Below are 20,891 nucleotides of genomic sequence, written 5' to 3'. Positions count from 1 at the left end.
GGCTATATCGGTCAGAACGCGCCGCAACACTTCATTGCGACACCAGTTCTGAAAGCGACGGTGTACGGTCTTATAGTTCGGATAGCACTGCGGCAGCATGTGCCACTGCGCGCCCGTGTTCAAAATCCAAAGAGCGGCTTCGAGAACCTGACGTGTCGCAATCGGCTTCCGGCCCGGCCGGCCGTCGGCAATGTGCTCTTCCGGAAAGTGTTTCCGGATGCGCTCCCATTGCTCGTCCGTCAGCCGAATCATCTTTCCTTTATAGCCGATCGACGCTGATCTTCAATTTTGAGATAGGTTCTAGCCAAAAATGGTCCAGTTTGCCGGCCTCAGATCACCTCAGATCAACGGAAATCCAGTTCTCGAGTTCAGAAGTCGAAATAGATAAACTTGGCTGAACTGCCTTGGCTCACCGCGATCGCGAGGCCCGAGACCGTCAACAGAATTGCCCAGACGACAGGTTTCTGGGTTCTTCTGACAGCCAGTCGAACTCTGGAGTGGTCATCAACTCGATGTGCCGCAAGAAATACCAGGAGAAGTACGAGCGGGTAGGCGTGCTCCGAAAGAAACGCCCAGAAGCCGGTTGATGAACTGGTGAACGGTCCAGCGAGAACTTCATGTGCCGACGTGAGATTCGGAGCCCGAAAATAGATCCACGCGATCGTGACGAAGTGAAAGGTGATGATGATCCCTAGCCAGGCTGGCAACTTGGCGTTCGGCCAAACGCGATTGAACAAATGATTGAGACTGATGCCGATACCATGCAGGCCGCCCCAGATAATGAACGTCCAGTTGGCGCCGTGCCAGAGCCCGCCGATGAGCATGGTGATCATCAGATTGGCGAGTTGACGAGCAACACCCTGTTGGTTGCCCCCGAGAGCTATATAAAGATAGTCGCGCAACCAGTGCGACAATGTGATGTGCCACCGGCGCCAGAACTCGATGATCGATTTTGACGTATAGGGGGACTGGAAATTGCGGGGTAGACGAATGCGCAAGAGATACGCGAGACCAACGGCCATATCGCTATATCCACTGAAATCGCAATAAATCTGCATCGCAAAACCATAGATCGCGAGCAGATAATCATACGCGCTGTGAGCGCCGGGCGCGTAAGCAAGATCGACATATGGCGCAATCGCATCCGCAAAGATCAGTTTCTTGGAAAGCCCAAGGACGAATAAAGAAGCGCCAAGAGTAAAGCGGGCATCGAGCGCTTTTGTTGCTTTCGACAGTTGAGGAAGAAGTTCGTGCGGTCGCAGGATAGGGCCGGCGATCAGGTGAGGAAAGAACAACACGTAGCCGAGAATTGCAGCGAGCCGCCTCTCGGTCGGGAATTGTCCGCGATACACGTTGACCACATAGGCCGTGAGCGTGAACGTGACAAAGGAGATGCCAAGCGGAAGCGCAAAGCGAAGTTCGTCACTGGAAAAGCGTGGTCGTGCCGCCACGAATGCCCCGGCGACGTCGTAAATCAGGAAGTGCGCATATTTAAAGACCACCAGCGGCGTGAACAGGACGGCCAGGACCACGACGAGTCGCCATTCTTGAACGCCAGGAGCTTTGGCTTGCTCGATCCAGAGCGCACCGCCCCACGCAATGGTACTTAGCAGATAAGGAAGCCAAGCGTACTCGGGTTTCCACCAAGCGTAGAATACGGTGCTTCCAAAGATCAAAAGGTAAAGTCGACACTGCGGCGGCGTCAGGAGGTGAGCGCTGAAATAGAGAGCGAAGAAGAGGAAAAAGACCGGATCGGAAAAAAGCATTGCGTTTCGCCGCTTCCGGCTATTGATCGAGAACGGGAAGAATGCCTTCTGCCATTAATTTGTGACCTCCCGCGTTGGGATGCGGGTCTCCCGGCATAGCCCAGATTTGTTCTGGAGAAAGCTTTCCAAGCGCGGGCAACAAATCGACGAATTTGTATCCGTTCGATTTCGCAATTGACCGCATCTTGTCGTGAATGAATCCAAACGGGTAGTCTTTTAGATTGTGAACGTCCGGCGTCATGGCCATGTATAGGCGAATATTCGTTTTGTCAGCATACTCGGCCAGTTGACGAAGTTGCCTCTTCATTTCGATGAAGCCTGGCTGATCATCGCGGTAGAGATCTTGATAGTGTTCAACGAGGGAGCGTTCTCCAGACTTGTTCAGAAGTCTGTTGACGGCGATCCAAATTGTTACCGCCAGCTCGCTATGTCTTATGAACCAATTGCCCGAAGTTGGGTCGAGCTTCTCAGCATCGCGAAGGAAGTACTGCACGACGATGTCCGTCGGTTCCAACCCTTCTAGTTCGTAGAAAAAGCGCTGCACATATCTTTCAGTGTTGTAGTTGCCGACGCCGCCGTTCAGCACGTCGACACTTTCGCCCTTCTCGTGCAGCGCGGCATCGACGAGGGAGGTAATCGTTTTGTTTTCAGGCACCCCCCAGCCCAGCGTGATCGAGCCACCGAGAAACAAGATACGGCGGCTCACCTGATTTCGGGGCAAGACGGGGCCCCCGCGCAACTTCCATTCGTTTATCCGGATCTCAACCGACTGCAGAATCGCAGAGGCATTCTTGATGTGATCGTGACCAAGCTCGGTTTGCGGGCTTGGTGCCTTCAGCTCCCGTGCGTATCGCCACATCTCGATATCGTAGTTCTTCATCGAGCTGTTCTTGACGCGCAAAATTCCTTCCGCCGCAAGCACCGATGCCGCCAACGAAAACACAAACAATAGCGCCGAGAACAGAAATTGTTTACGCATTCAGTCGGGACCGTTTAAGAGTAGCAGGCTTCGGAGGCAGGATATCTATGGCGTCGTCGAAAAGTTCGCGAAATGAGGGCAACGCCGTACCGTTTTGCTACCGCCGCGATGGCGGTCATACATCGGTCGAGAGATGAGCGAGGCGGTGTGCTTCGGCCAAACAGATGAACCCCCGGCCGGTCGCGCAAGGCCCCGGTTGAACAAGACGTTAAGCAAATTTGCTGTGCGAAAGATCAAGCAGTCGAGCAGTCCCCAAGAGCGCGACGTCGTTATCCTTTTCAACGCCCCATGATCCAATATCCCTCGCTTGATTTAACTGGCGAGCGATTTGGCCGGAGGGTTGGATATGTCGGTTCCTTTGTTGGAGTGACCCGTGTGCTAGGGACACGCTTATTATGAAATCGAGTCCTACCGAAAGCTCGATGCCTTTCTGGGCTGCGGCGTCATAAGATACTTGAAGGAAGCGTGATACTTGCAACGGAGTAAATGCGTTTGTCATTGCTGCACCTTTCGTGATGAGCTGAGCCTAGCCCATACGGCGACCTACTAAGGTGATGATTACAGCACTAACAATGGATCTAAACACTACCTCCTCTGGTAGGAATATTTGGGAGGGTGCTAGGGTCTGTTTGGATTCAGGATTCTCATGCTGGCTTGGTTGTAATTCAAGCTTGGGATGGACCGATTCGTTTTGACTGACGCCCGATGGGCGAAGATGGAGCCGCTTTGTCTTGGCAAACCGGGCGATCCCGGCCGGAGCGGCAATAACAACCGGCTTTTTGTCGAAGCCGTGCTGTGGATTGCCCGCACGGGCAGTCCGTGGCGCGATCTGCCGCGTGCTTTCGGCAACTGGATAACCGTGTACACGCGCTTTCGCGACTGGGCGAAGGCGGGCGTCTGGAAGCGTTTGTTCGATGCGGTCTCGGACGAGCCCGACATGGAGTACGTCATGGTCGATGCCACCATCGTCAAGGTTCACCGCCACGGACAGGGCGCAAAAGGGGGACGCAAAACCAGGCCATCGGCCGCTCGAAAGGCGGAATGACCACCAAAATCCTGGCACTTACCGACGCGCTCGGCAATCTCGTGCGTTTTGTGCTGCTGCCAGGACAGCGCTTTGATACGGTCGGCGTCCCGCCGCTGATCGAAGGACTGACCTTCGATGCGCTGATTGCAGACAAGGCGTTCGACAGCAACGCCATCATCGCCGACCTCGACGCACGCGGCGCCAAGATCGTCATCGCTCAGCACCCGCGGCGCGCAAAACCTCACGCCCTCGACGCGGAAATATACAAATGGCGACACCTGATCGAAAACTTCTTCTGCAAGCTCAAGGAATTCAAGCGGATCGCCATGCGAGCCGACAAAACTGACCTCAGCTTCGAAGCAATGATCAATCTCTCCGCCGCCGTGATAAATTCAAGATGAATCCAAACAGACCCTAGAACGTATCAGCATTCAACATTCAGCGCTCTCTCAATGATGGTATCCTTGATAAGAGAGTGCAGCCGCTGAAGGCCTGAATACTGCTTGTCGGGGAGGTCGTAACAGCTACGGCTGAGCCGCCCCGGGTTTGCCGGAGGCCATTTGGTTTAAGTTATGCCGCCATGGCTGGTTGTTCCAGCCTTGCGTAGTAGCCTTCCTCGGCTTCGGTCGGCGGAATGTTGCCGGTGGGCTCCAGGAGCCTCCGGTTGTTGAACCAGTCCATCCATTCCAGGAGCGCGAACTCGACGGCTTCGAAGCTTCGCCATGGCCACCGCCCCGCGTGTTTTCATTCTCCAGCGCCTTCAGCCGCTTGGGCTCCGATACCTCCATACGCCGGACTTCGCCTTCCATTTGGAGATGCTGGCGTCGCGCCGCGGGCGTCACCATGAATGGGAGGGTCCGCCCCGTCCTCCTCCTCATCATAGGAAGGTCACATCAAAAGAGGAGAGTATCATGGCCCATCACAGTTTGCCGCGACCTGCGGCTGTCTATGGAATCGACATCGGCAAGAACCTGTTCCACGTCGTTGGCCTGAGCTGCGACGGCACGCCTGTTCAGAAAATTCGCTTTCGACGGGAGACCCTTCTTCAGTTCTTTGCTCGCGCACAACCAAGCATAGTTGGCACGGAATCCTGCGCCGGTTCACAGTGGCTCGCCCGGAAGATAAAGGCACTAGGTCACAAGGTGCGACTGATCCCCGCGCAATTCGTAAAGCCCTACGTGAAGTCAAACAAAACGATATCATCGACGCCGAGGCGATCGCTGAGGCCGCGACGCGACCGACAATGCGCTTCGTCGCCGTGAAGGAGGAGGACCAAGTCGATCTTCAATCGCTGCATCGAATCCGTGAGCAGATGGTCGGCTCGAGGACACGCCTGATCAATCAGATGGGGGCTTTCTGCTTCGAGTACGGCGTACCTTTGCGTCAGGGTGCCGGAATATTCAAACTCGAGTTGCCGCGCGCTTTGAATGACGAAGGAGGCGATTTGTCACCAGTGATGCGTCGCCTGGTGGGCGATCTCTTCGCTGATCTCCGCCGCCTCGAAGAACGGATCCGCGAAGTGACGCAGGAGATCGAAGCGGTCGCCGATCGAGAGGACGTCACACGCCGGCTGATGACAATCCCTGGTATTGGCGCATTGGGTGCGACCGCTGTACTTGCCGCGATCGGCGATAGGCTGCAGTTTCGCAAGGCCCGCGACCTTGCTGCCCGGCTGGGACTTAGTGCCCAGGCAATACTCGACCGGCGGAAAACAGACGTTGCTTGGCGTCAGCAAACGCGGCAACCGTTATGTGAGAAAGCTTTTAGTGCATAGCGCGCGATCCTGCTTCGTTCTTTGATGAGACTGCGGACCTGGTTCTTGACGAATGGCCACGAGCCGGGATCTCGCCAAAGCGAGCCACCGCGACCTTTGCCGATCCCTGTACTGGTGCTCGGAGAAAACAGCACTGGTCTGGCGCGAACTCCCCACGGGGCATCGATCACGGCCAATCCAACGGGGCATGCGTCACCCCAGGTGTTGGGGGGCACAGGGGGCGATTGGTCGCTCCCGACGAATCGGCTCAGTTCCGGAAGGCTACGCCAATTCGGGCCGTCGCCCGCGGGTCACGCTACGTTCCGCTGCGCTTCGCTTCGCGCGAGACCCGCGGCGTCCATCCCAAAGACCGCATGAAAAGGTACAGGGGGCGCTGAGTGGTGTCCCCTTTTTGCTGATATCTTCGAGCGATGGCGGTTTCGGTTTCGGTTCTGCTTTGCGCGACCACAGCAATCGGTACCATCATTCCTCACTGCTTCGACAAAGCCGTCTCCGCGGCCTGGAAGGCTTGCATCTTTGCAGGATTCCTCCAATCACGAGCCGATTTACGCGGCCTTTCAGCATCGGCTCGCTCTACATTTATAAACTGCACGGCAGCCGGGGCAGACCGCTCGAACAGCCTGCAATGATAAGCACCACACCGATCGAGAGGCGCTGGACGAGTGCTCGGGACCTCTGCCCGACGGGCCCTGGGATTCAGGAAACGGGCGGGCGCTCTAGGAGATTCTGCGTTTGGGGAAAAATAAAGCATGAGTTTACGACCGAAAAAACTGCGCTTGGATCGGCTTGGCTGTTGCTGTGTACGCCACCTTGCTGCTTCTTCTCGGACGCCGACTATCGCGAACACCTGAAGGTCATCTTTATCTCCGGCGGGCGGCGATCGCGGTTGAGGTCCCGGTCGCGTTCATGCTCGAGGGTTAGGCGACCCAGTGGTGGATGATTGAGCCAAGTTTCTCTATCCTTCTCGATTGCGAACAAAACAACGGGCGGTGCTTCGCGCGAGACGGTGCGCAAGCATCCGGTGAAAATTGGTCCAGAGGACCGCCTCGTAGGGGCCCAAAGGAAAGGAAATGCAATGTCCCTCATCCAGCACTCCGAAAATTTTTGGGAATTTCGGGATACTTGTAACGTTTACGTTCTGAAAAGTGGCACGGAGTGTCTGCTGATTGATACAGGATCTGGCGCAATTATGCGGCATCTTTCTGATATTGGTGTTGAACGTGTCGCATGGGTTCTACATACCCATCACCATAGGGATCAGTGCTGGGGAACGCCTATTGTTCAGAAGGCCGGGGCAAAAATTGCCGTGCCAGAATACGAGCGCCACCTGTTCGACAATGCTGAGGCTCATTGGCAAGCCCGGCGCATCTATGACAACTGCAACGACAGCAGCACGTTTTTCGCGCTAGGGGACAATCTTGCGGTTGACACTGTTCTCGAAGACTACGGCACTTTCGTCTGGAAGGAGTACCAATTCCACGTCCTGCCGGCAAAGGGGCATACATACGGCATGGTCAGCCTGATCGCAAAAGTGGACGGTAGGAACGTTGCTTTTACCGGCGATCTGATGACAAGCGGCGGAAAGCTCTATCAGCTTCATGCAATGGAGTATAACTACGGCGATCTTCTTGGCATTGAATTTACAATGCAATCGATCGTTGCCTTGAAGAAGGAGGACGTCACGACTGCATATCCGTCGCATGGGGCGCCGATCAGCGATCTGAAGGCGGATATTGAAAGGCTTGAGTCGAGGCTCGAGACGCTCGCTAATTTAGGCAGGCTTTTTACGTCGGGTCGCAACAGCGGTTTTAAGGATGCGCAGACTATCCGTGAGAGCAGGCTGCAGCGGATTACGGACCATCTGCTGTGGGCCGGACCATATACCTGCTCAAATTTCTACATCGTGCTGAGCGGAAGCGGCCACGCGATGCTGATTGACTATGGGATGGCCTCTTTGGGACATCTTCATTGCGCCGCCGATCACGATGGCATACAGGCCCTGCGTTTCGTCCAACATCACATCGATCAGCTGCGCGATGACTATGGAGTGCGGGAGATCGAACTCGTCGTTCCCACGCACATTCATGACGACCATGTCTGCGGAATACCGTTCCTCCAACGGCATTTTGGCACGCAATGCTGGGCTCTCGATTGTGTTGCCGAAGTCATTGCCAATCCCGCTGCGTGGGCAAGTACGCCCTGCTGCTTCCACAAACCGATCGAAGTGCAACGGATTCTGCGTGATGGTGAGGCCTTTCACTGGAGGGGATTCAACTTTGAGGTGCATTACGCCCCAGGTCAAACCGAATACCACGCGATTGTCTGCGGCAACATCGATGGCAAGCGGATCGTCTTTGGGGGGGACAATCTGTTTCTCTTCAATCCTGCGGCGGGAGGGATTGACCGCGAGATTGCCATTCAGGCTAGCGTGATGCGCAACAGCTTTCAGTTGGAGATGCATCGCCGCTGCGCGACTGTGATACGGGCGACGAAGCCTGATCTCGTATGCCCCGGCCATGGAGAGCTGATTGCCATGGATCAGTTGAGGATCGCCGAGTACACCGACTATATCGAACGTAAGGAGGCAGCTTTCCGCGAAATAGTAGGTGAACCCGCAAACCATTTCGTCGATCTATTCTGGGTACGAATGCTGCCGTATCTTTCGGAGGCCCGCCCGAACAGCGAGGTCACGTACACGGTCAGGATTCGCAACAACTTGGAGCGCACGGCTGTCTACAGCGCTCGCCTCCTGCCGCCATTTGGTTGGGCCTCGCGTGGAGAGGCGGAAAGCATCAGACTTCAGCCGTGGGAGCAGGGCGACATAATCCTTCAGGCGTCTGCACCATCTCAGGTCGATCCACGACGAAGGCTCATCACCGCCGAAATTCTGATCGATGGTGTATCGCACGGACCTGTCTGTGAAGCCCTCGTCTCAACCTCGTTAGATTGAAACTCGTTTACAAGCAGGATTGATCGGGATTGGGGGGCGTCTCGCGACGCTTCCCCTCCCGCACCATCTGGCATAGGGTTCCCTACCACCGCAGTCCGACTGAGTTAAGCTGGCCAGGAACCAATATTCGAGGGAGACCGTGGCTGCGCAGGGCGTGTTCGACCACCGCGTGCCCGGACATTCGCCAGAGCCCGTCAGCGAACCGGCTGCAGCCGATGCGGCGAACTTCGCGATGCCGACGGGGCGAAGCTTCATGAATCGCTTGTACCCGTTCTGACACTGGTCGCACTCTCCGGCGAGCCCAGGATTCCAGGTCGGCGAGTTAACGCGAGGAGTCTGACGGAAGCCAAAGGCCCCCGTCCGATGAAGCAAGGTGAGAGATATTTGATAATCTTCTCCAGATTGATGCCTCGCGAGGGCATGTAATGTCCCTAACTCGGCTCTTTGAACTTAGCGAGCGCTTTCGGCGCAGCGCTTCATTGGCTCCCTTCCCTATGCTCCTGGAAGTTGCGCCCGTCCGGTCATGCCGCCGCACTCTCGGCTCATCAACCTTAAGCCGGAGCTTGTCGGTCAGTAAGCTAGTGATCGAGGCCACGGACCGCTCGCGGGAGCGATGATTGCGAACATAGACGCCCGCATAGCGAGATAACCGATGGCCACATCGCGCCAACTCCTTGTCGAGATCATCGAGCTCGATATTACCGAGGAAGGCAGAGCGGACCACGCTGAGAGATCCCGTCTTCCACCAGGTGTCGATCACCCGTGTGGCGACGCGCGACATCAAGATGGCACCTTTGACTCGGTCGAAAAACGTTACCGGATCAAGATCGACCACTACGTTGTAGCTCTCGGGCGATGTAGCGCTGTGACTGGGCTACGACCTGGTGCGCCAACCGTGCCAGATCGGAGTCCCTAGCTGTACTCGGAGAATATCGAATCATCCGCATAATGCGTGTTCCAGGCCATCGTGATCACCCATTCCAGAGCATCGTGATCACCATTTCCAACCGATCGTGATCGGGGACAACGGGGAAGCGCACACCGCTGACAGTCTGCAACCGGGTAGCTTGGTCTTTTGCCCAAACCGCAGAGGATCGAGATGCCGACAGAGAGACTGTCCACATTCGCGAAGTTCTACGCCTGCACTATAGCCTCGGCATGTCGCAACGTGCCGTTGCCTGCAGCCTCGATCTGCCTAGGGCACGGTCAGCAAGTACGTGATCCGAGCCCGCCGCGCCAGCCTGGCCTTTGGCGCCGGAGCTGGATGACCACGTCCGGCTCGAGAACCGCCTGTTTCCACCGCCTTCCGATCGGCCCAGCGAAGAGCGCCCGCATCCGGATTGGGCGCTTGTGCATCGCGAGCTGCTGCGCCCGAACGTCACGCTGATGCTGTTGTGGGAGGAGTGTTGCGACGCAAACTCCCACAGCTTCAGCTATTCGTGGTTCTGCGAACGCTACAGGGAATGGGCCGGCCGTTCAAGCCAACCCAGCGCCAGCTTCATGTCGCCGGCGAGAAGCTGTCCGTCGACTATTCCGGCCACACCATGGAGGTGGTTGACGGGCTCAGCGGCGGGTGCGTTGCGTGCAGATCTCGTCGCCGTGCTCGGCGCATCGAACTACACCTACGCCGAGGCCAGCCTCACACAGAGCCTGCCGGACTGGATCGCCTCGCACGTCCGGGCCTTTTTATTTTTCGGCGGCACGGCCCGGCAGACAGTAAGCGATAATCTGAAGGCCGGCATCACCCGGGCCTGCTTTCACGAGCCGATGGTCAACCGGACCTATGCCGATCTCGCCCACCATTACCGCACCGCCATCGTGCCGGCACGGCCGTATCGGCCGCGCGACAAAGCCAAGGTCGAAGTCAGGGTCCAAATCGGGCTCTGACGCAATTTTGGTCCAGCTCCGATTATTCTGCGCCGATTAGTCGGCTTGAAGCAGATCGATTTTCCCGCGACCGTACATTTGACGTCTAACGAGCTTGAGGCGCGTAATCTGACCTTCAGTCTGCCCGTTGGACCAGGGCGAAGTGATCGCCGCCCGCACTGCCGCCTCATCCTTAGCGACGCCATTGGCGAAAGAAGCTGCGAGACTGGCGCGGGCTCGCTCGATCCATGGGTAAGTCCCGCCTCAACCTCGCGCCGGACCATCGAGTGGAATTCAGCGATGGTCTCGCGCGCCTCGACCAGCGTTGTTACGCCAGATTCGATCGCCGCGACCGTGACAGTCTCCGCTTTCGTAAGCAAGTCCGCCCGATTGTCATGAGACGCGCGATCGTCCTGGCCGACGGGATCCGCTGAAGGGTTTCCGCGTCGGTCTTTTCGGCTCTTCGCCTGCGGGTCGCCCACTCGCTGATGACGCGGAGCGAGCCTCGAAAACCACGCGCTGTTAAGCGGCGCAAAAGCTCAGCTCCATTTGCGGCAGCTGGACGCCCATTGATCGCCGAGCCATGGCAAGTGCAAATCCAATGAACTTTGCCGGGTTCGGAAGACGTCGTGACGTTCGCCGCGGATCACCTGTCGCACCAGCTTCCTGCCATGGCCGGTCTGACGCACGATCTGCTTGATAGGTATGCCGTTCTTCGACAGAGCCAGGATAGCCGCGTTGGTCTCCTCGCGGCGCACATAGCCCTCTGGAGGCGCTCGGCGGCCGTGAGCAGCTTCGGATCGATCGTGGTCGCACCGATGACGGTGCGTATCTGGCGCATCGATTTGCGCACGGCATCGAGAAAGGCCCGATTGGCGTTCTCTATCAGATGCCAACGATCGGCGACCTGTACCGCGTGCGGCAGCGCTTTTGCCGTGGCTTCGCCATATCCTCCACCACGATCACGGGCGACAATCGCGATCGTGGGATGTGCAGAGAGCCAGGTGGGCGGTCGCTGATTCACGATCCGGCAGCAGGGTGACCACCCGGCGCCTTTCCAGGTTGCAGATGATGCTGGCGTATCGGTGATTGCGCCGCCAGGCCCAGTCATCAATGCCGATAACCCTGAGCGGGTCAGCGGGGGAACGGCTACAGCGCCGAACTATGCGAAGAAGCGTATCTTTGTTCACCGGCAGCATCAGCCGCTTTGCAAAGCCTGCTGCCGGTCTACCGCCAAGCGCTAGACCGAGGTGATGGACGATGGAGTCCAGCCTTGCCGTGCGTCGAGCCGATGGCGGCAGTACCCCTTCGGCGAAGCTTTTAATCACCCACAAATGCTTGATTCGATTTCGATAGTCCTAATCGAAAAATCTTTAATCGGATGAATCGCTTGTGATTCGTTGTCGGGCACCTGAATCGCGACGGCGAGGTGCCTTGATGTGTTCAAGCGGAACGACGTGTCGTTGGTCGGCCGGCCCGGATGATGGTGATGAAAGTGCCGTCGAACATTGGACGGAGCGCGAGATCGACAAGACAGCGTTCAAGGATGCCCGTCTCGGTCTCGCGAGCTGTTGAAGCAAATTGGTGACGGCATGGGCGGGAGCATACCGCTCGCGTGCCAGGACTGGGCGAACACGAAAGCGGCCTACCGCTTCTTCGCCAACGATCGCGTGGAGGAAGCCGACATCCTCAGTGGTCACTTCGCCGCCACCCGCGCGCGTTACGATGATTGTAGAGGCCCGATCCTCCTTATTCAGGACACTACGGAATTCTCCTACCAGCGCGCGAGCACGAGCGCTAATGGCCTGACCAAGAGTGTCAACAGCGGCCGGGACAAGGACGGCCGTTGACGCCATCACACGGTCTGCGGAATGCTGATGCATTCCAGTCTCGCCGTGACTGTCGAAGGTCTACCGCTGGGATTGGCCGCGGTGAAGTTCTGGACACGGAAGAAGTTCAAAGGCACGGCGCAGCTCAAGAAGAAGATCAACCCGACCCGCGTTCCGATTGAGAAGAAGGAAAGCGTTCGCTGGCTCGACAATCTCAGGCAGTCGATCGAGCGGCTCGGACAGCCGGCGCGTTGCATTCATATCGGCGACCGCGAAAGCGACATCTACGAATTATATTGCCTGACGCAAGAGCTTGGCGCCCACTTCCTTGTCCGCGCCTGCGTCGATCGGCTGGCAGGCGATGGCGGTCATACGATCGCAACCGAGATGGAAGAGACCAGCGTCAAAGGCTTGCATTACATCGACGTGCGCAACGACAAGGGAGAGGCGACGAAGGCCGCGCTGGAAATCAAGTTCAAGCGGATCGTGGTCTTACCTCCCATCGGGAAGCAGAAACGCTATCCGGCCCCCGACCTGACGATAATCCACGCCACGAGCGCGGTACGCCAAATGGCCGTAAACCAATTGAGTGGAAGCTCATCACGGACCTAGCCGTCCGCAGTCGCTCCGAAGCAATCGAGAAGATCAACTGGTACGCCATACGGTGAAAGATCGAGGTATTCCACAAGATCCTGAAATCGGGCTGCAAGGCGGAAGACTCAAAACTCCGGACCGCGGAGCGACCTGCCAATCTAATGGCGGTCTTCTGCATTCCTCAGCTGGCGCGTCCTCTGGCTCACCATGCTCAATCGCATCGCCCCGGACGCGCCGCCGAAGCTCGCATTGACGAATACCAAGATCGCATTGCTCGATCGACTCATCAGCGGCGCCAGCCATCGACGATGTCGCCCTGGAACCCTTGCATTTTATCTCACCAAGCTTGCACGATTGGGTGGCTACCTGGCCAGGGCGGGCGATCCGCCGCCTGGAAATGTTGTCATCTGGCGCGGCCACTCAAGACTCACAGATATCGAACTTGGCGCCGAAATCGCGCGGCTGGAAATGTGGGTAATTGAAAGCTTCACCGACGGATGCCATGCACGCGCCACTGGCCAAGCAGCACGAGCGGTTCGCCGCCGTGCTGCGCGGGCACTATGGCTACTATGGCAGGCCGCACAATTATCTAGCGCTCAACGGCTTCGAAGTGCGTCGAACCTGGCTGCGTTGTCTGAGATGGCGCAGCCAGAAAAGTCGGCGCATGGGCCGGCCCGAGTTCGAAACCCTGACGGCACGCTTCCGCCTGCCAACTCCACGCATCACTCGCACAGGGGCGCAGGCGCGGATATGACGCGGGTTACCGGTACGGGAAAGCCGCCCGCCCGGATCTGTGAGGGCAAAGCCAAATGGCCGAGCTACTCGACCACGATCGAAATGATCGAAATGGACACCTCTCGATCCCTTGCTCCCTTACCGCGAATCCTGACGCGCGTCCCCTCGGCAGTCACATCGGCAATAAGTATCTTGCAGAGCTCACCTACCCTTATTCCGGTCGCGATCATCAGGCGCACCGCGATCGAAACGGACCGTGACGCTCTTCCGGCGCTTGCCAGGCCCGACAACACATTTCGAGCCTCAGAACGCTTTAGTCAATGCGGCAACCGCTTTTGTTGCGGAAGCTCTAGTCGCCACCCACGGAAGGGATCCGCAGCAGGTTCCAAGGCGGCCGTTCGACGAAAGAATGTGCGTAGGCAAGCGAAGGGTCCACGCGCAGTTGAGATCGAAAGCTTCCTCCGCGCCAACAGATCGAAGATAAGCTCCAAGATCCGCCCCAATTATCGATTCAACCGAACGATCGACACCCAAGAATCGATGGAAATCGTTCAGATCCACAGCGCAGGCCTGCAGGCTGTGCGGGGACAGTTGCCGTTCAATCGCACAATACCGCAAGTACTCCGCAACCGCTGAGCTGATCAGCATCACGACCACTCCAATCCGCAAACGCAGCCAGTTTCTATCGCAGTACAAGCAGGCTTGGGATTGGCTCAGATTCATTAATGGTAAGCACCCTCACAAGGTGCCGCGGGAGAGCATATAACTCGGAATTATGCGCACTGGGCCTGATTATTTGGCTCACACACGCAAGAAGTATAACGAGGTTGGTGAGGTTTGGGACAAAGCCGATCGTTGGCACTCATGGAACAAACGCCAAATTGATCAAGAGTTGCTACTTGTCGCCGAGCAGCTCGCGACTTGCGACGATCGGCCCCCGCTAATGGGAATGCAGTCAGGATGGCAGTGCTGGTGAACTCGCTGCCGACTCCAATCTCCGCGCTAACGGGGTGCCCGAAGAGCGAGGGTCCACTACCAGCGCCAGACAGCCGAAGCGGCGAGTACGGCACGCCGATGATATTCCGATTGCGGCCGTCCTGTCGATGAAGCGTTGATCGCTTTAAGGTCGATGGCGAAAACGAGGATGCGATTCCCGGCATCCGCAAGTTCAAGAAGCGCATTTGAACGAATAGTGGGCCGCCAAAATACTTGGCGAAGTCAATGGGGAAGCGGGTCGCTCCTTCACCAAGGAGCGCCGCAAAACGGGCGGGCGCCGCGACCTTGAGGATCTCCGTGCGGCGATTACCCAGCATGCTGCCGAAGGTTATCAGAGAATTCTCAAGATCTCGCGACCGGAGAAGGGCGAACCGCGTGACGAGCGGTTAACTCGCAGCGATGCGGCTAAGCTAATCTGGACTTGCCAGTGTTATCGCAAACTGCGAAAGCGGCAGGGTTTGAAGACTCTGGCGCGCAAGCGTCCGTTGCGACATCTTGCTCGCTTCATATTTTCGGGCATCTATGGCGGGACGCGGGTCGGAGCCAGGCCGCGGCATCACCTATCCCAGCGGTCGGTTGTTTGTATGTTGACCTCGAACGTGGACGCTACGACCATCATAAGCGCGAGCGGGCTAACGGATCTCTCGACGCCACTCGTACAATTCGCCGACAGAGTTTAGGGTGCGCTCGAAGCTTCAGCTCCAGGTCCGCGAGCCGGCTATTGGCAATTTTTAGCTACGCGCAATGGACCATACGCGATCCACAAGCTCGCCGAAGTTTACGCTCACAGGCGTTCGTCGTCACCTCAACATGAACCGGTGTTCGAGCGCGTTCTCGCGCGGTTCACGCGGCGAGAGCCCGACCATCCGCATGTCGTTCCGAATGCAAAAAAGAACAGTCGGAAATCCGGCGCAGAAGTGCAGATGTGAACCGTCAAATTCTGAGGCGAGGCTCGGCAGCAGGTCAAACGCCGGTTAGCTAAACGTGCCCTTGTAATGCTGGTTAATGCTGCCCCTTAGACATCGCCATATTCTTCGACGTTCGCTGCTACGCGCATCGGCGTTACGGGGGGCACAATTTTTTCGGCTATCTCAATCACCGCCTACTATTTTGAAGCATTTCTTCGATTGCGCCCCGGACTTCGCTGTTTTTGGGCGTTGAACACACGTTAGTCTTTGGTCTGACGAAAGTGGAGATTGCGCCGGCGTGAACGAACTGCAGGCGGCCCCCGCAGCCAGCTGTCAGCTCTTTTCCAGCCGAAATCAGTGGCGGTAGTCGGCGCGAGTCCAAGTTCCGACAAGGGTTTGCTGCGACTCTTAGGGCGCAATTCCGTCGAAAACTCCAAATGCTTGGATACTGGAAAAGTGGCGACCGTGAACCCCAAGTACCAGTGGATAAACTACTACGATGATGGTTTCGAGACTCATACCGGGCCCCTTTGGTTTCGCGAGGAGCCGGACGGCAGTGCGCGCTGCACTTTCTGGGCCGAGAAAAAAGCACCTTCGTGATGTTGGAATCGTCCGTGGGGGGCTGTTTGATGACATTTGCAGCGTTTGTCTGTTCGTCATCGCGTGCCCCGTACTGCAGGGCCCGGCGTGACGACTAATTTGGCCTGCGAGTTCATCGATGTCGCCCGCGAAGGCGAACTGATCGTGGGTACAGGCGAAGTCACCCGCGCCGGCAGTTCCGTCATCTTCGTGCGCGGTCAATTTAAGGCGGCGAGCAGACGGTCTTCACCTTCTCCGGCACCATTAGGCGGCGGCAACGTAAGGTGGCGTCACAGCAAAAATATAGTTCCCGCGTTTTCTTTGAAAGTTGTGCATGGCCGCTCAGCCGCCGACAGAACATGGGATTTCCTCAATGAGCGATTTTTTTGGTATGCACTACCTCAGCCTAACGGACCTTTCGTGCAAGATCAGGTACGGCGAGATTTCGTCAACCGCGGTCACCCGCGCAATGCTCGATCGCATTGCCGCTCTAGACGTAGGCTTAAAAAGCTACATTACGGTTACAGCCGATCATGCTCTGGCGAGGGCGTGCCTGCTGGAAGGCGAACTGACGCGCGGAATGTGGCGTGGGCCACTTCACGGTGTTCCGGTGGCGGTCAAGGACTCCTTCTTCACTACCTTCGCGCCGACATCGGGCGGAATGGTCCTTCATCGCTCCTTTACGCCGTCCTACAATTCCACCGTTGTCGATCGACTTGAGCGTGCCGGTGCAGTGATCCTAGGCAAGCTTAGCATGACAGAAGGTGCATTCGGCGGCCATCATCAGGACATGCCGACGCCAGTTAATCCCTGGAACACATCGATCTGGACGGGGGCGTCCTCGAGCGGATGCGGTGTGGCGAGCGCCGCCGGTCTATGTTTCGCCTCCGTGGGATCGGATGCGGGCGGTTCCATAAGGTTGCCTTCCGCGGCATGCGGCCTGACGGGACTCCAGCCGACCTGGGGCAGGGTGAGCCGGCACGGCACCTTCGCACTAGCTGATTCGCTCGATCATATCGGGCCAATGACGCGCACAGTGGCCGACGCGGCGGCAATCATGACGGCGATATCCGGAGCGGATCCCCACGACCCAGCTACCCTACGTGCACCAGTGCCGAACTTTCTCGCCGAGCTCGGCGGCAGCATCAACGGATTGCGTGTCGGGCTGGACGAGCGTTTCGTGTTTGATACGCTAGATCCAGATGTCGCGCAGGTCATGGTAGCAGCCGTCGCCGCCTTCCGCGATCTCGGGGCTCGCATTCTGCCGGTTGAAATGCCTAAGAGCGAGACCTTAGTGGAATCCCTTATGAACCTGTGCATGGTCGAGATGGCAATCGCGCACGATGCGACCTACCCGAGCCGCGCGGCGGAGTACGGCCCCAAGCTAAGAATGTCGCTCGAAGTGGCTCGCAGCATGAGCGGGCTGGCGTATGGTAAGGCCGCGCAGGACCGGATGACCTATAGCGGCCAGCTAGCGGGGGTATTCGAGGACGTCGATCTGCTCATTGTTCCCGTGTTTGCCAGGATAACACCTCCAGTATCGGAGTTGGACGAGTTGGCCCGCACCGACATAAAGGTGCTGCTCGGCTACACAGCCCCATTTACCATGAGCCACAACCCAACACTGACGCTTCAAGGCGGAATCGACCGCAACGGCGTACCGATCGGTTTCCAGCTTGTCGGGCCGCATCTTTCGGAAGCGATGCTACTTCGCGCGGGTCATGCATTCCAGCAGATCACCGATTGGCACTGTCGACATCCGGACCTATTCGCGAAATTCAACTAATCGAAAGAGGAGCGGCGCAGCGACGCACGGTACCGCCAGGCATCGACCTGCTGCCAGGTGGCACCAGAATTGATATCGAAAGCGTCGTGATCGCAACATGCAAAAAGGGGGCGCTTGCGACACCACTCTTTTCTCATGGCATCAGCCGTCGATCGCGGCTAGATCCTGCAGGGGGGGCGTCCAGCGATTTCGTCGAGAATGTGCCCCCATCGCCTGAGGTTATGCTAGCCGAGCGCTAGGGCGTCAACCGGCGCACGCTGCGCAGTGCCATTGCGCCATTTTGAAAGCGAGCTGAAAGCCGAGCAGGGTCGCGGCGCGCGCAAGCGCATGTCTTGTCGTATCGAGCGCGCACGTGCATATCGACGGGGCTAAAGGACAGTTAATCGGAATGACACATTGTCTTGCTTTCATCATCGACCGAGTCGGCGCATCGCCCAGGCGCTGGCCGTTATCAGGGCATCGACCGTGATTTCGTGTGGAGACTGGCCGCGAGTCCGACGGCATCTGGTGTCACGCGCGACAACCTGGTTCGACGCCAAACGTTTCGCCGGCATCGAGACCGCCGTGGCGGAAACGGGCTCGATCACCGCCTCGCTCAAGCGCTTCGGCATTAACGGTTAGCTCACGTTAATCGGCGGTGCTGTCGACTAGTGACGCTGCCAATCTCGAGACGACAGGCGGGATTGTCCTCGTGACCGTCGCCGCCAGCGTGATGGTCGAGGACCAACCGATCCAGTTCGCCGAGTCGCACTTCCGGTGCCCACCTCGACTTTAGCTGTCGAGCTTTTTGATAAAGTCGCTGAGCCGCTCTAGCAGCCTGTTGCAGAACTCTCTAGCGGGATGGAATGGGACGTAATTCTCTCGATGATTGAATCGGGAGGCGGGGATGCGGGGATCGGACAGGCGATCTGGATCGCGGTCCTGGCGCAGTCGAAAGTGAAGCGGCTGTTGTCGAGTGTTCACTTCCCGGTGGACGGCAGGCTGATCGAGGCGTGGTCTTCGATCAAGAGCTTCCGCAGGAAGGATCGAGGCGACAACGACAGTGAAGGTCCGGGACGCAACGCTAAGCGCAGCTTCCACAAAGAGAAGTGTTCAAACGAGACGCATCAAAGTACGACCGACCCGGAGGCTCGGTTGTACAAGAAGGGCGACGGGCAGCCGGCCAAACTCTGCCACATGAGGCATGCTCTGATGGAGAATCTCCATGGCCTCGCGGTCGGCGGCATCGTGAGCCAGGCCACCGGCACTGCCGAACGAGAGACGGCACTCGCGTTGATTAATACTCGCCATCGCAGGAGGTGGCGCATCACGCTCGGCGCGGGCAAGGCTTATGACGTTACCCAGTTCGCCCACGAGTTGAGAGAACGATCGGTGACGCCGCATGTCGCGATCGACGGACACCTCAGCAGGGCAGGCCCGTGCAAGACGCGGTCGACGCTCGCGCCACCCGCCATGCCGCCTACGATGTCAGCCAACGCTGCCGCGAGCGGATTGAGGAGGTCTTCGCGCTGATCAAGAGTTCCGCCGGCTAATCAAGGTAAAGCTGCGGGCGCGTGGACGCTGTCTTTACGCTGGCGCTTGCGGCCACAATCTGATTCGCCTGCCCAAGCTGCTGGCGGTGCAGCTATGAGCGTACGAGGCAAACGGCGTGTCGTGGAAACGCCCGATCACGACATGGCAGAAAGCGCGCCGATGGCTCGCTTGGAATGAGATATGCCTCGAAGGCAGCGACGACATTCCTCTTATTGCCCGCCCATGGCTACTTCTTCAACAGCCTGCTAGAGGTTTCTTTGCGCCATTCCGGCCAAAGACCGTAACAATCTCCGAGTCACTCTAATCGATGCTGTAGAATCGAGCAGCATTGCCGCCGAAGACTGCATCGAGCTCGGAAGGGGAGAGGCCCGACAAAAGCTCCTTCGCTGCGGCCAGCCAATTCTCATAGGTGGCCGCAAGCTCACAGACCGGCCAGTCGCTGCCGAACATCAGACGCTCCGGGCCGAAGCAGGCGAGAAGATGGTCGGCATAGGGCCTCAGCGACGCAACCGACCAGTTGGGTCCCGCCTCAGTGGCCAAGCCTGAGAACTTGCACGCAACAGATGGCCGCTTTGCAAGTGCTTCCATGTCGCTCGACCATGGTTCCATTATGCCCTTGGCGATGAATGGTTTTGCGCCGTGGTCGATGACGATCAGCAGGTCCGGAATGTGGTCGGCCAGCGCCGCAACGACTGGCAGATGGCGCGGCTGGATCAGTGCGTCAAAACGCAAGTTGAGTTTCGGTAGAAGCTTCAAAGCCGCGAGCTGCGTTGCCTTTAGGATATCGAATGTGTCGTCGATGTCCTGCAGCACGGGGCGGATGCCGCGGAATTTCGGCCGCGCTGCCAGCCTACGCAGCGTCGCTTCCACATCGTCGGCATCGAGATCGACCCAGCCGACGACCGCCGCGACGCTGGAATGCTCGTCGGCAAGGTCGAGCATAAATTGGGTTTCGGCGACCGTTACCGCAGCCTGCACCAGGACTGTGCGAGCAATGCCGGCGGCTTCGAGATGCGGCTTGAGATCGGCCGGTAACGCATCGCGCACAAGCGGCGCGCAACGCGGCCCCATCCAGTAATAGTCGCCGCGGTCGACTCGCCAGTAGTGATGGTGCGCATCGATCTTCTGCATGATTCACCTACTTCGATGATAGGCTTGATCAAGCCGCATTTATGTCCAGCCTGCAATATCAGGGCCGATAACATTTTTGATTAGCTGGAACTTTAGCGAGTTCGCATGTCGTTTCTCGGCAAAATAGCAGGGATAGCGCCAATTATCGGATCGTATGGTCGACATTTGTGCACCAATGTCAGTGTTTGCGCTTGGACCGCCCTTTGACGATATCTTCTACGGCGCTCAGCCTTGCTCAGGCACTCCCTTGGAAGACCGGTTGAGCCTGCTGTGTCGTACGCATCCGGCTAGGCCGCAGGCTGGTTGGATCATTCCCGTTGCCAGCGCGTGAGCAGCTTGGGGTTTTGTATTTTGTAGCGATCGCTACTTGGTCGAGGCTTCCGCGTTGGATGCGCAACCAAATGGCGCCGCTCGGGACCTGCGGCATTCTCGTCACGG

General features: G+C 57.8%; 12 protein-coding genes and 5 pseudogenes. 10 read left to right on the top strand and 7 right to left on the bottom strand.

From position 1 onward, the window contains the following. The 3 genes from IF809_RS30435 to IF809_RS30425 form a co-directional block, all read right to left on the bottom strand. Positions 1–252, bottom strand: a 252-nt coding sequence (locus IF809_RS30435) for a transposase (RefSeq protein WP_462839366.1), incomplete at its 3' end; no start/stop codon positions are given. A gap of 116 nt (positions 253–368) precedes the next feature. Further along, complete coding sequence (locus IF809_RS30430; RefSeq protein WP_441258695.1) at positions 369–1,766, bottom strand: MBOAT family O-acyltransferase; 1,398 nt, start codon at positions 1,764–1,766, stop codon at positions 369–371. A gap of 19 nt (positions 1,767–1,785) precedes the next feature. Then, positions 1,786–2,745, bottom strand: coding sequence for an SGNH/GDSL hydrolase family protein (locus IF809_RS30425; protein ID WP_441258696.1), 960 nt, complete (start codon positions 2,743–2,745; stop codon positions 1,786–1,788). Positions 2,746–3,421: 676 nt separating this feature from the next. On the opposite strand from IF809_RS30425, the gene IF809_RS30420 reads away from it, so the two are divergent. Continuing rightward, a protein-coding gene (locus tag IF809_RS30420) for an IS5 family transposase (RefSeq protein WP_462839365.1) occupies positions 3,422–4,173 on the top strand; the annotation gives its coding sequence in 2 pieces (ribosomal slippage) (positions 3,422–3,752 and positions 3,752–4,173; 753 coding nt in all). Between the two features lie 169 nt (positions 4,174–4,342). Here the strand turns inward: IF809_RS30420 and IF809_RS30415 are convergent. After that, positions 4,343–4,504: pseudogene (locus tag IF809_RS30415) on the bottom strand (IS3 family transposase); the annotation flags it as partial. A 179-nt stretch (positions 4,505–4,683) separates the two neighbouring features. Here IF809_RS30415 and IF809_RS30410 point away from each other — a divergent pair. From IF809_RS30410 to IF809_RS30400, 3 genes and pseudogenes are all read left to right on the top strand, one after another. Then, positions 4,684–5,562: pseudogene (locus IF809_RS30410) on the top strand (IS110 family RNA-guided transposase); the annotation flags it as partial. Between the two features lie 1,059 nt (positions 5,563–6,621). Then, positions 6,622–8,496 carry an MBL fold metallo-hydrolase gene (locus IF809_RS30405; protein ID WP_441258697.1) on the top strand — a complete coding sequence of 625 codons (1,875 nt, stop codon included), beginning with the start codon at positions 6,622–6,624 and terminating at the stop codon, positions 8,494–8,496. A gap of 1,248 nt (positions 8,497–9,744) precedes the next feature. Further along, a complete protein-coding gene (locus tag IF809_RS30400) occupies positions 9,745–10,383 on the top strand; it encodes a hypothetical protein (protein WP_441258698.1) in 639 nt (212 codons plus the stop codon). 36 nt (positions 10,384–10,419) lie between these two features. Here the strand turns inward: IF809_RS30400 and IF809_RS30395 are convergent. Next, positions 10,420–11,678, bottom strand: a pseudogene (locus IF809_RS30395) (ISL3 family transposase); the annotation flags it as partial. Between the two features lie 255 nt (positions 11,679–11,933). On the opposite strand from IF809_RS30395, the gene IF809_RS30390 reads away from it, so the two are divergent. From IF809_RS30390 to IF809_RS30380, 3 genes are all read left to right on the top strand, one after another. Further along, positions 11,934–12,212 (top strand): IS4/Tn5 family transposase DNA-binding protein, encoded by a 279-nt coding sequence (locus tag IF809_RS30390; RefSeq protein ID WP_441258699.1) that lies wholly within the window; start codon positions 11,934–11,936, stop codon positions 12,210–12,212. Positions 12,213–12,284: 72 nt separating this feature from the next. Beyond that, entirely contained in the window at positions 12,285–12,803 is a 519-nt protein-coding gene (locus tag IF809_RS30385) for a hypothetical protein (RefSeq protein WP_462839364.1), read from the top strand. Between the two features lie 484 nt (positions 12,804–13,287). Continuing rightward, positions 13,288–13,539 carry a hypothetical protein gene (locus tag IF809_RS30380; protein WP_441258701.1) on the top strand — a complete coding sequence of 84 codons (252 nt, stop codon included), beginning with the start codon at positions 13,288–13,290 and terminating at the stop codon, positions 13,537–13,539. Positions 13,540–13,823: 284 nt separating this feature from the next. Here IF809_RS30380 and IF809_RS30375 read toward each other — a convergent pair whose 3' ends face one another. After that, positions 13,824–14,168 carry a site-specific integrase gene (locus IF809_RS30375; protein WP_462839367.1) on the bottom strand — a complete coding sequence of 115 codons (345 nt, stop codon included), beginning with the start codon at positions 14,166–14,168 and terminating at the stop codon, positions 13,824–13,826. Between the two features lie 1,919 nt (positions 14,169–16,087). On the opposite strand from IF809_RS30375, the pseudogene IF809_RS30370 reads away from it, so the two are divergent. From IF809_RS30370 to IF809_RS30360, 3 genes and pseudogenes are all read left to right on the top strand, one after another. Further along, positions 16,088–16,186, top strand: a pseudogene (locus IF809_RS30370) (PaaI family thioesterase); the annotation flags it as partial. A gap of 190 nt (positions 16,187–16,376) precedes the next feature. Further along, positions 16,377–17,789 (top strand): amidase, encoded by a 1,413-nt coding sequence (locus IF809_RS30365; RefSeq protein WP_441258703.1) that lies wholly within the window; start codon positions 16,377–16,379, stop codon positions 17,787–17,789. Positions 17,790–18,716: 927 nt separating this feature from the next. Further along, a pseudogene (locus tag IF809_RS30360) lies at positions 18,717–19,419 on the top strand (transposase); the annotation flags it as partial. A gap of 203 nt (positions 19,420–19,622) precedes the next feature. Here IF809_RS30360 and IF809_RS30355 read toward each other — a convergent pair. Continuing rightward, complete coding sequence (locus tag IF809_RS30355) at positions 19,623–20,453, bottom strand: amidohydrolase family protein (RefSeq protein WP_441258704.1); 831 nt, start codon at positions 20,451–20,453, stop codon at positions 19,623–19,625. Positions 20,454–20,891: the final 438 nt, after the last annotated feature.

Source organism: Bradyrhizobium sp. UFLA06-24 (genome assembly GCF_054967145.1).
The sequence above is the reverse complement of the archived record's forward strand: the minus strand, read 5'-3'. Positions and strand labels throughout refer to the sequence as shown.

Coding starts and splice junctions, on each gene's coding strand:
- IF809_RS30430 (WP_441258695.1), bottom strand. CDS start 1,766: ATGCTTTTTTCCGATCCGGTCTTTTTCCTCTTCTTCGCTCTCTATTTC.
- IF809_RS30425 (WP_441258696.1), bottom strand. CDS start 2,745: ATGCGTAAACAATTTCTGTTCTCGGCGCTATTGTTTGTGTTTTCGTTG.
- IF809_RS30405 (WP_441258697.1), top strand. CDS start 6,622: ATGTCCCTCATCCAGCACTCCGAAAATTTTTGGGAATTTCGGGATACT.
- IF809_RS30380 (WP_441258701.1), top strand. CDS start 13,288: ATGCACGCGCCACTGGCCAAGCAGCACGAGCGGTTCGCCGCCGTGCTG.
- IF809_RS30375 (WP_462839367.1), bottom strand. CDS start 14,168: ATGCTGATCAGCTCAGCGGTTGCGGAGTACTTGCGGTATTGTGCGATT.
- IF809_RS30365 (WP_441258703.1), top strand. CDS start 16,377: ATGAGCGATTTTTTTGGTATGCACTACCTCAGCCTAACGGACCTTTCG.
- IF809_RS30355 (WP_441258704.1), bottom strand. CDS start 20,453: ATGCAGAAGATCGATGCGCACCATCACTACTGGCGAGTCGACCGCGGC.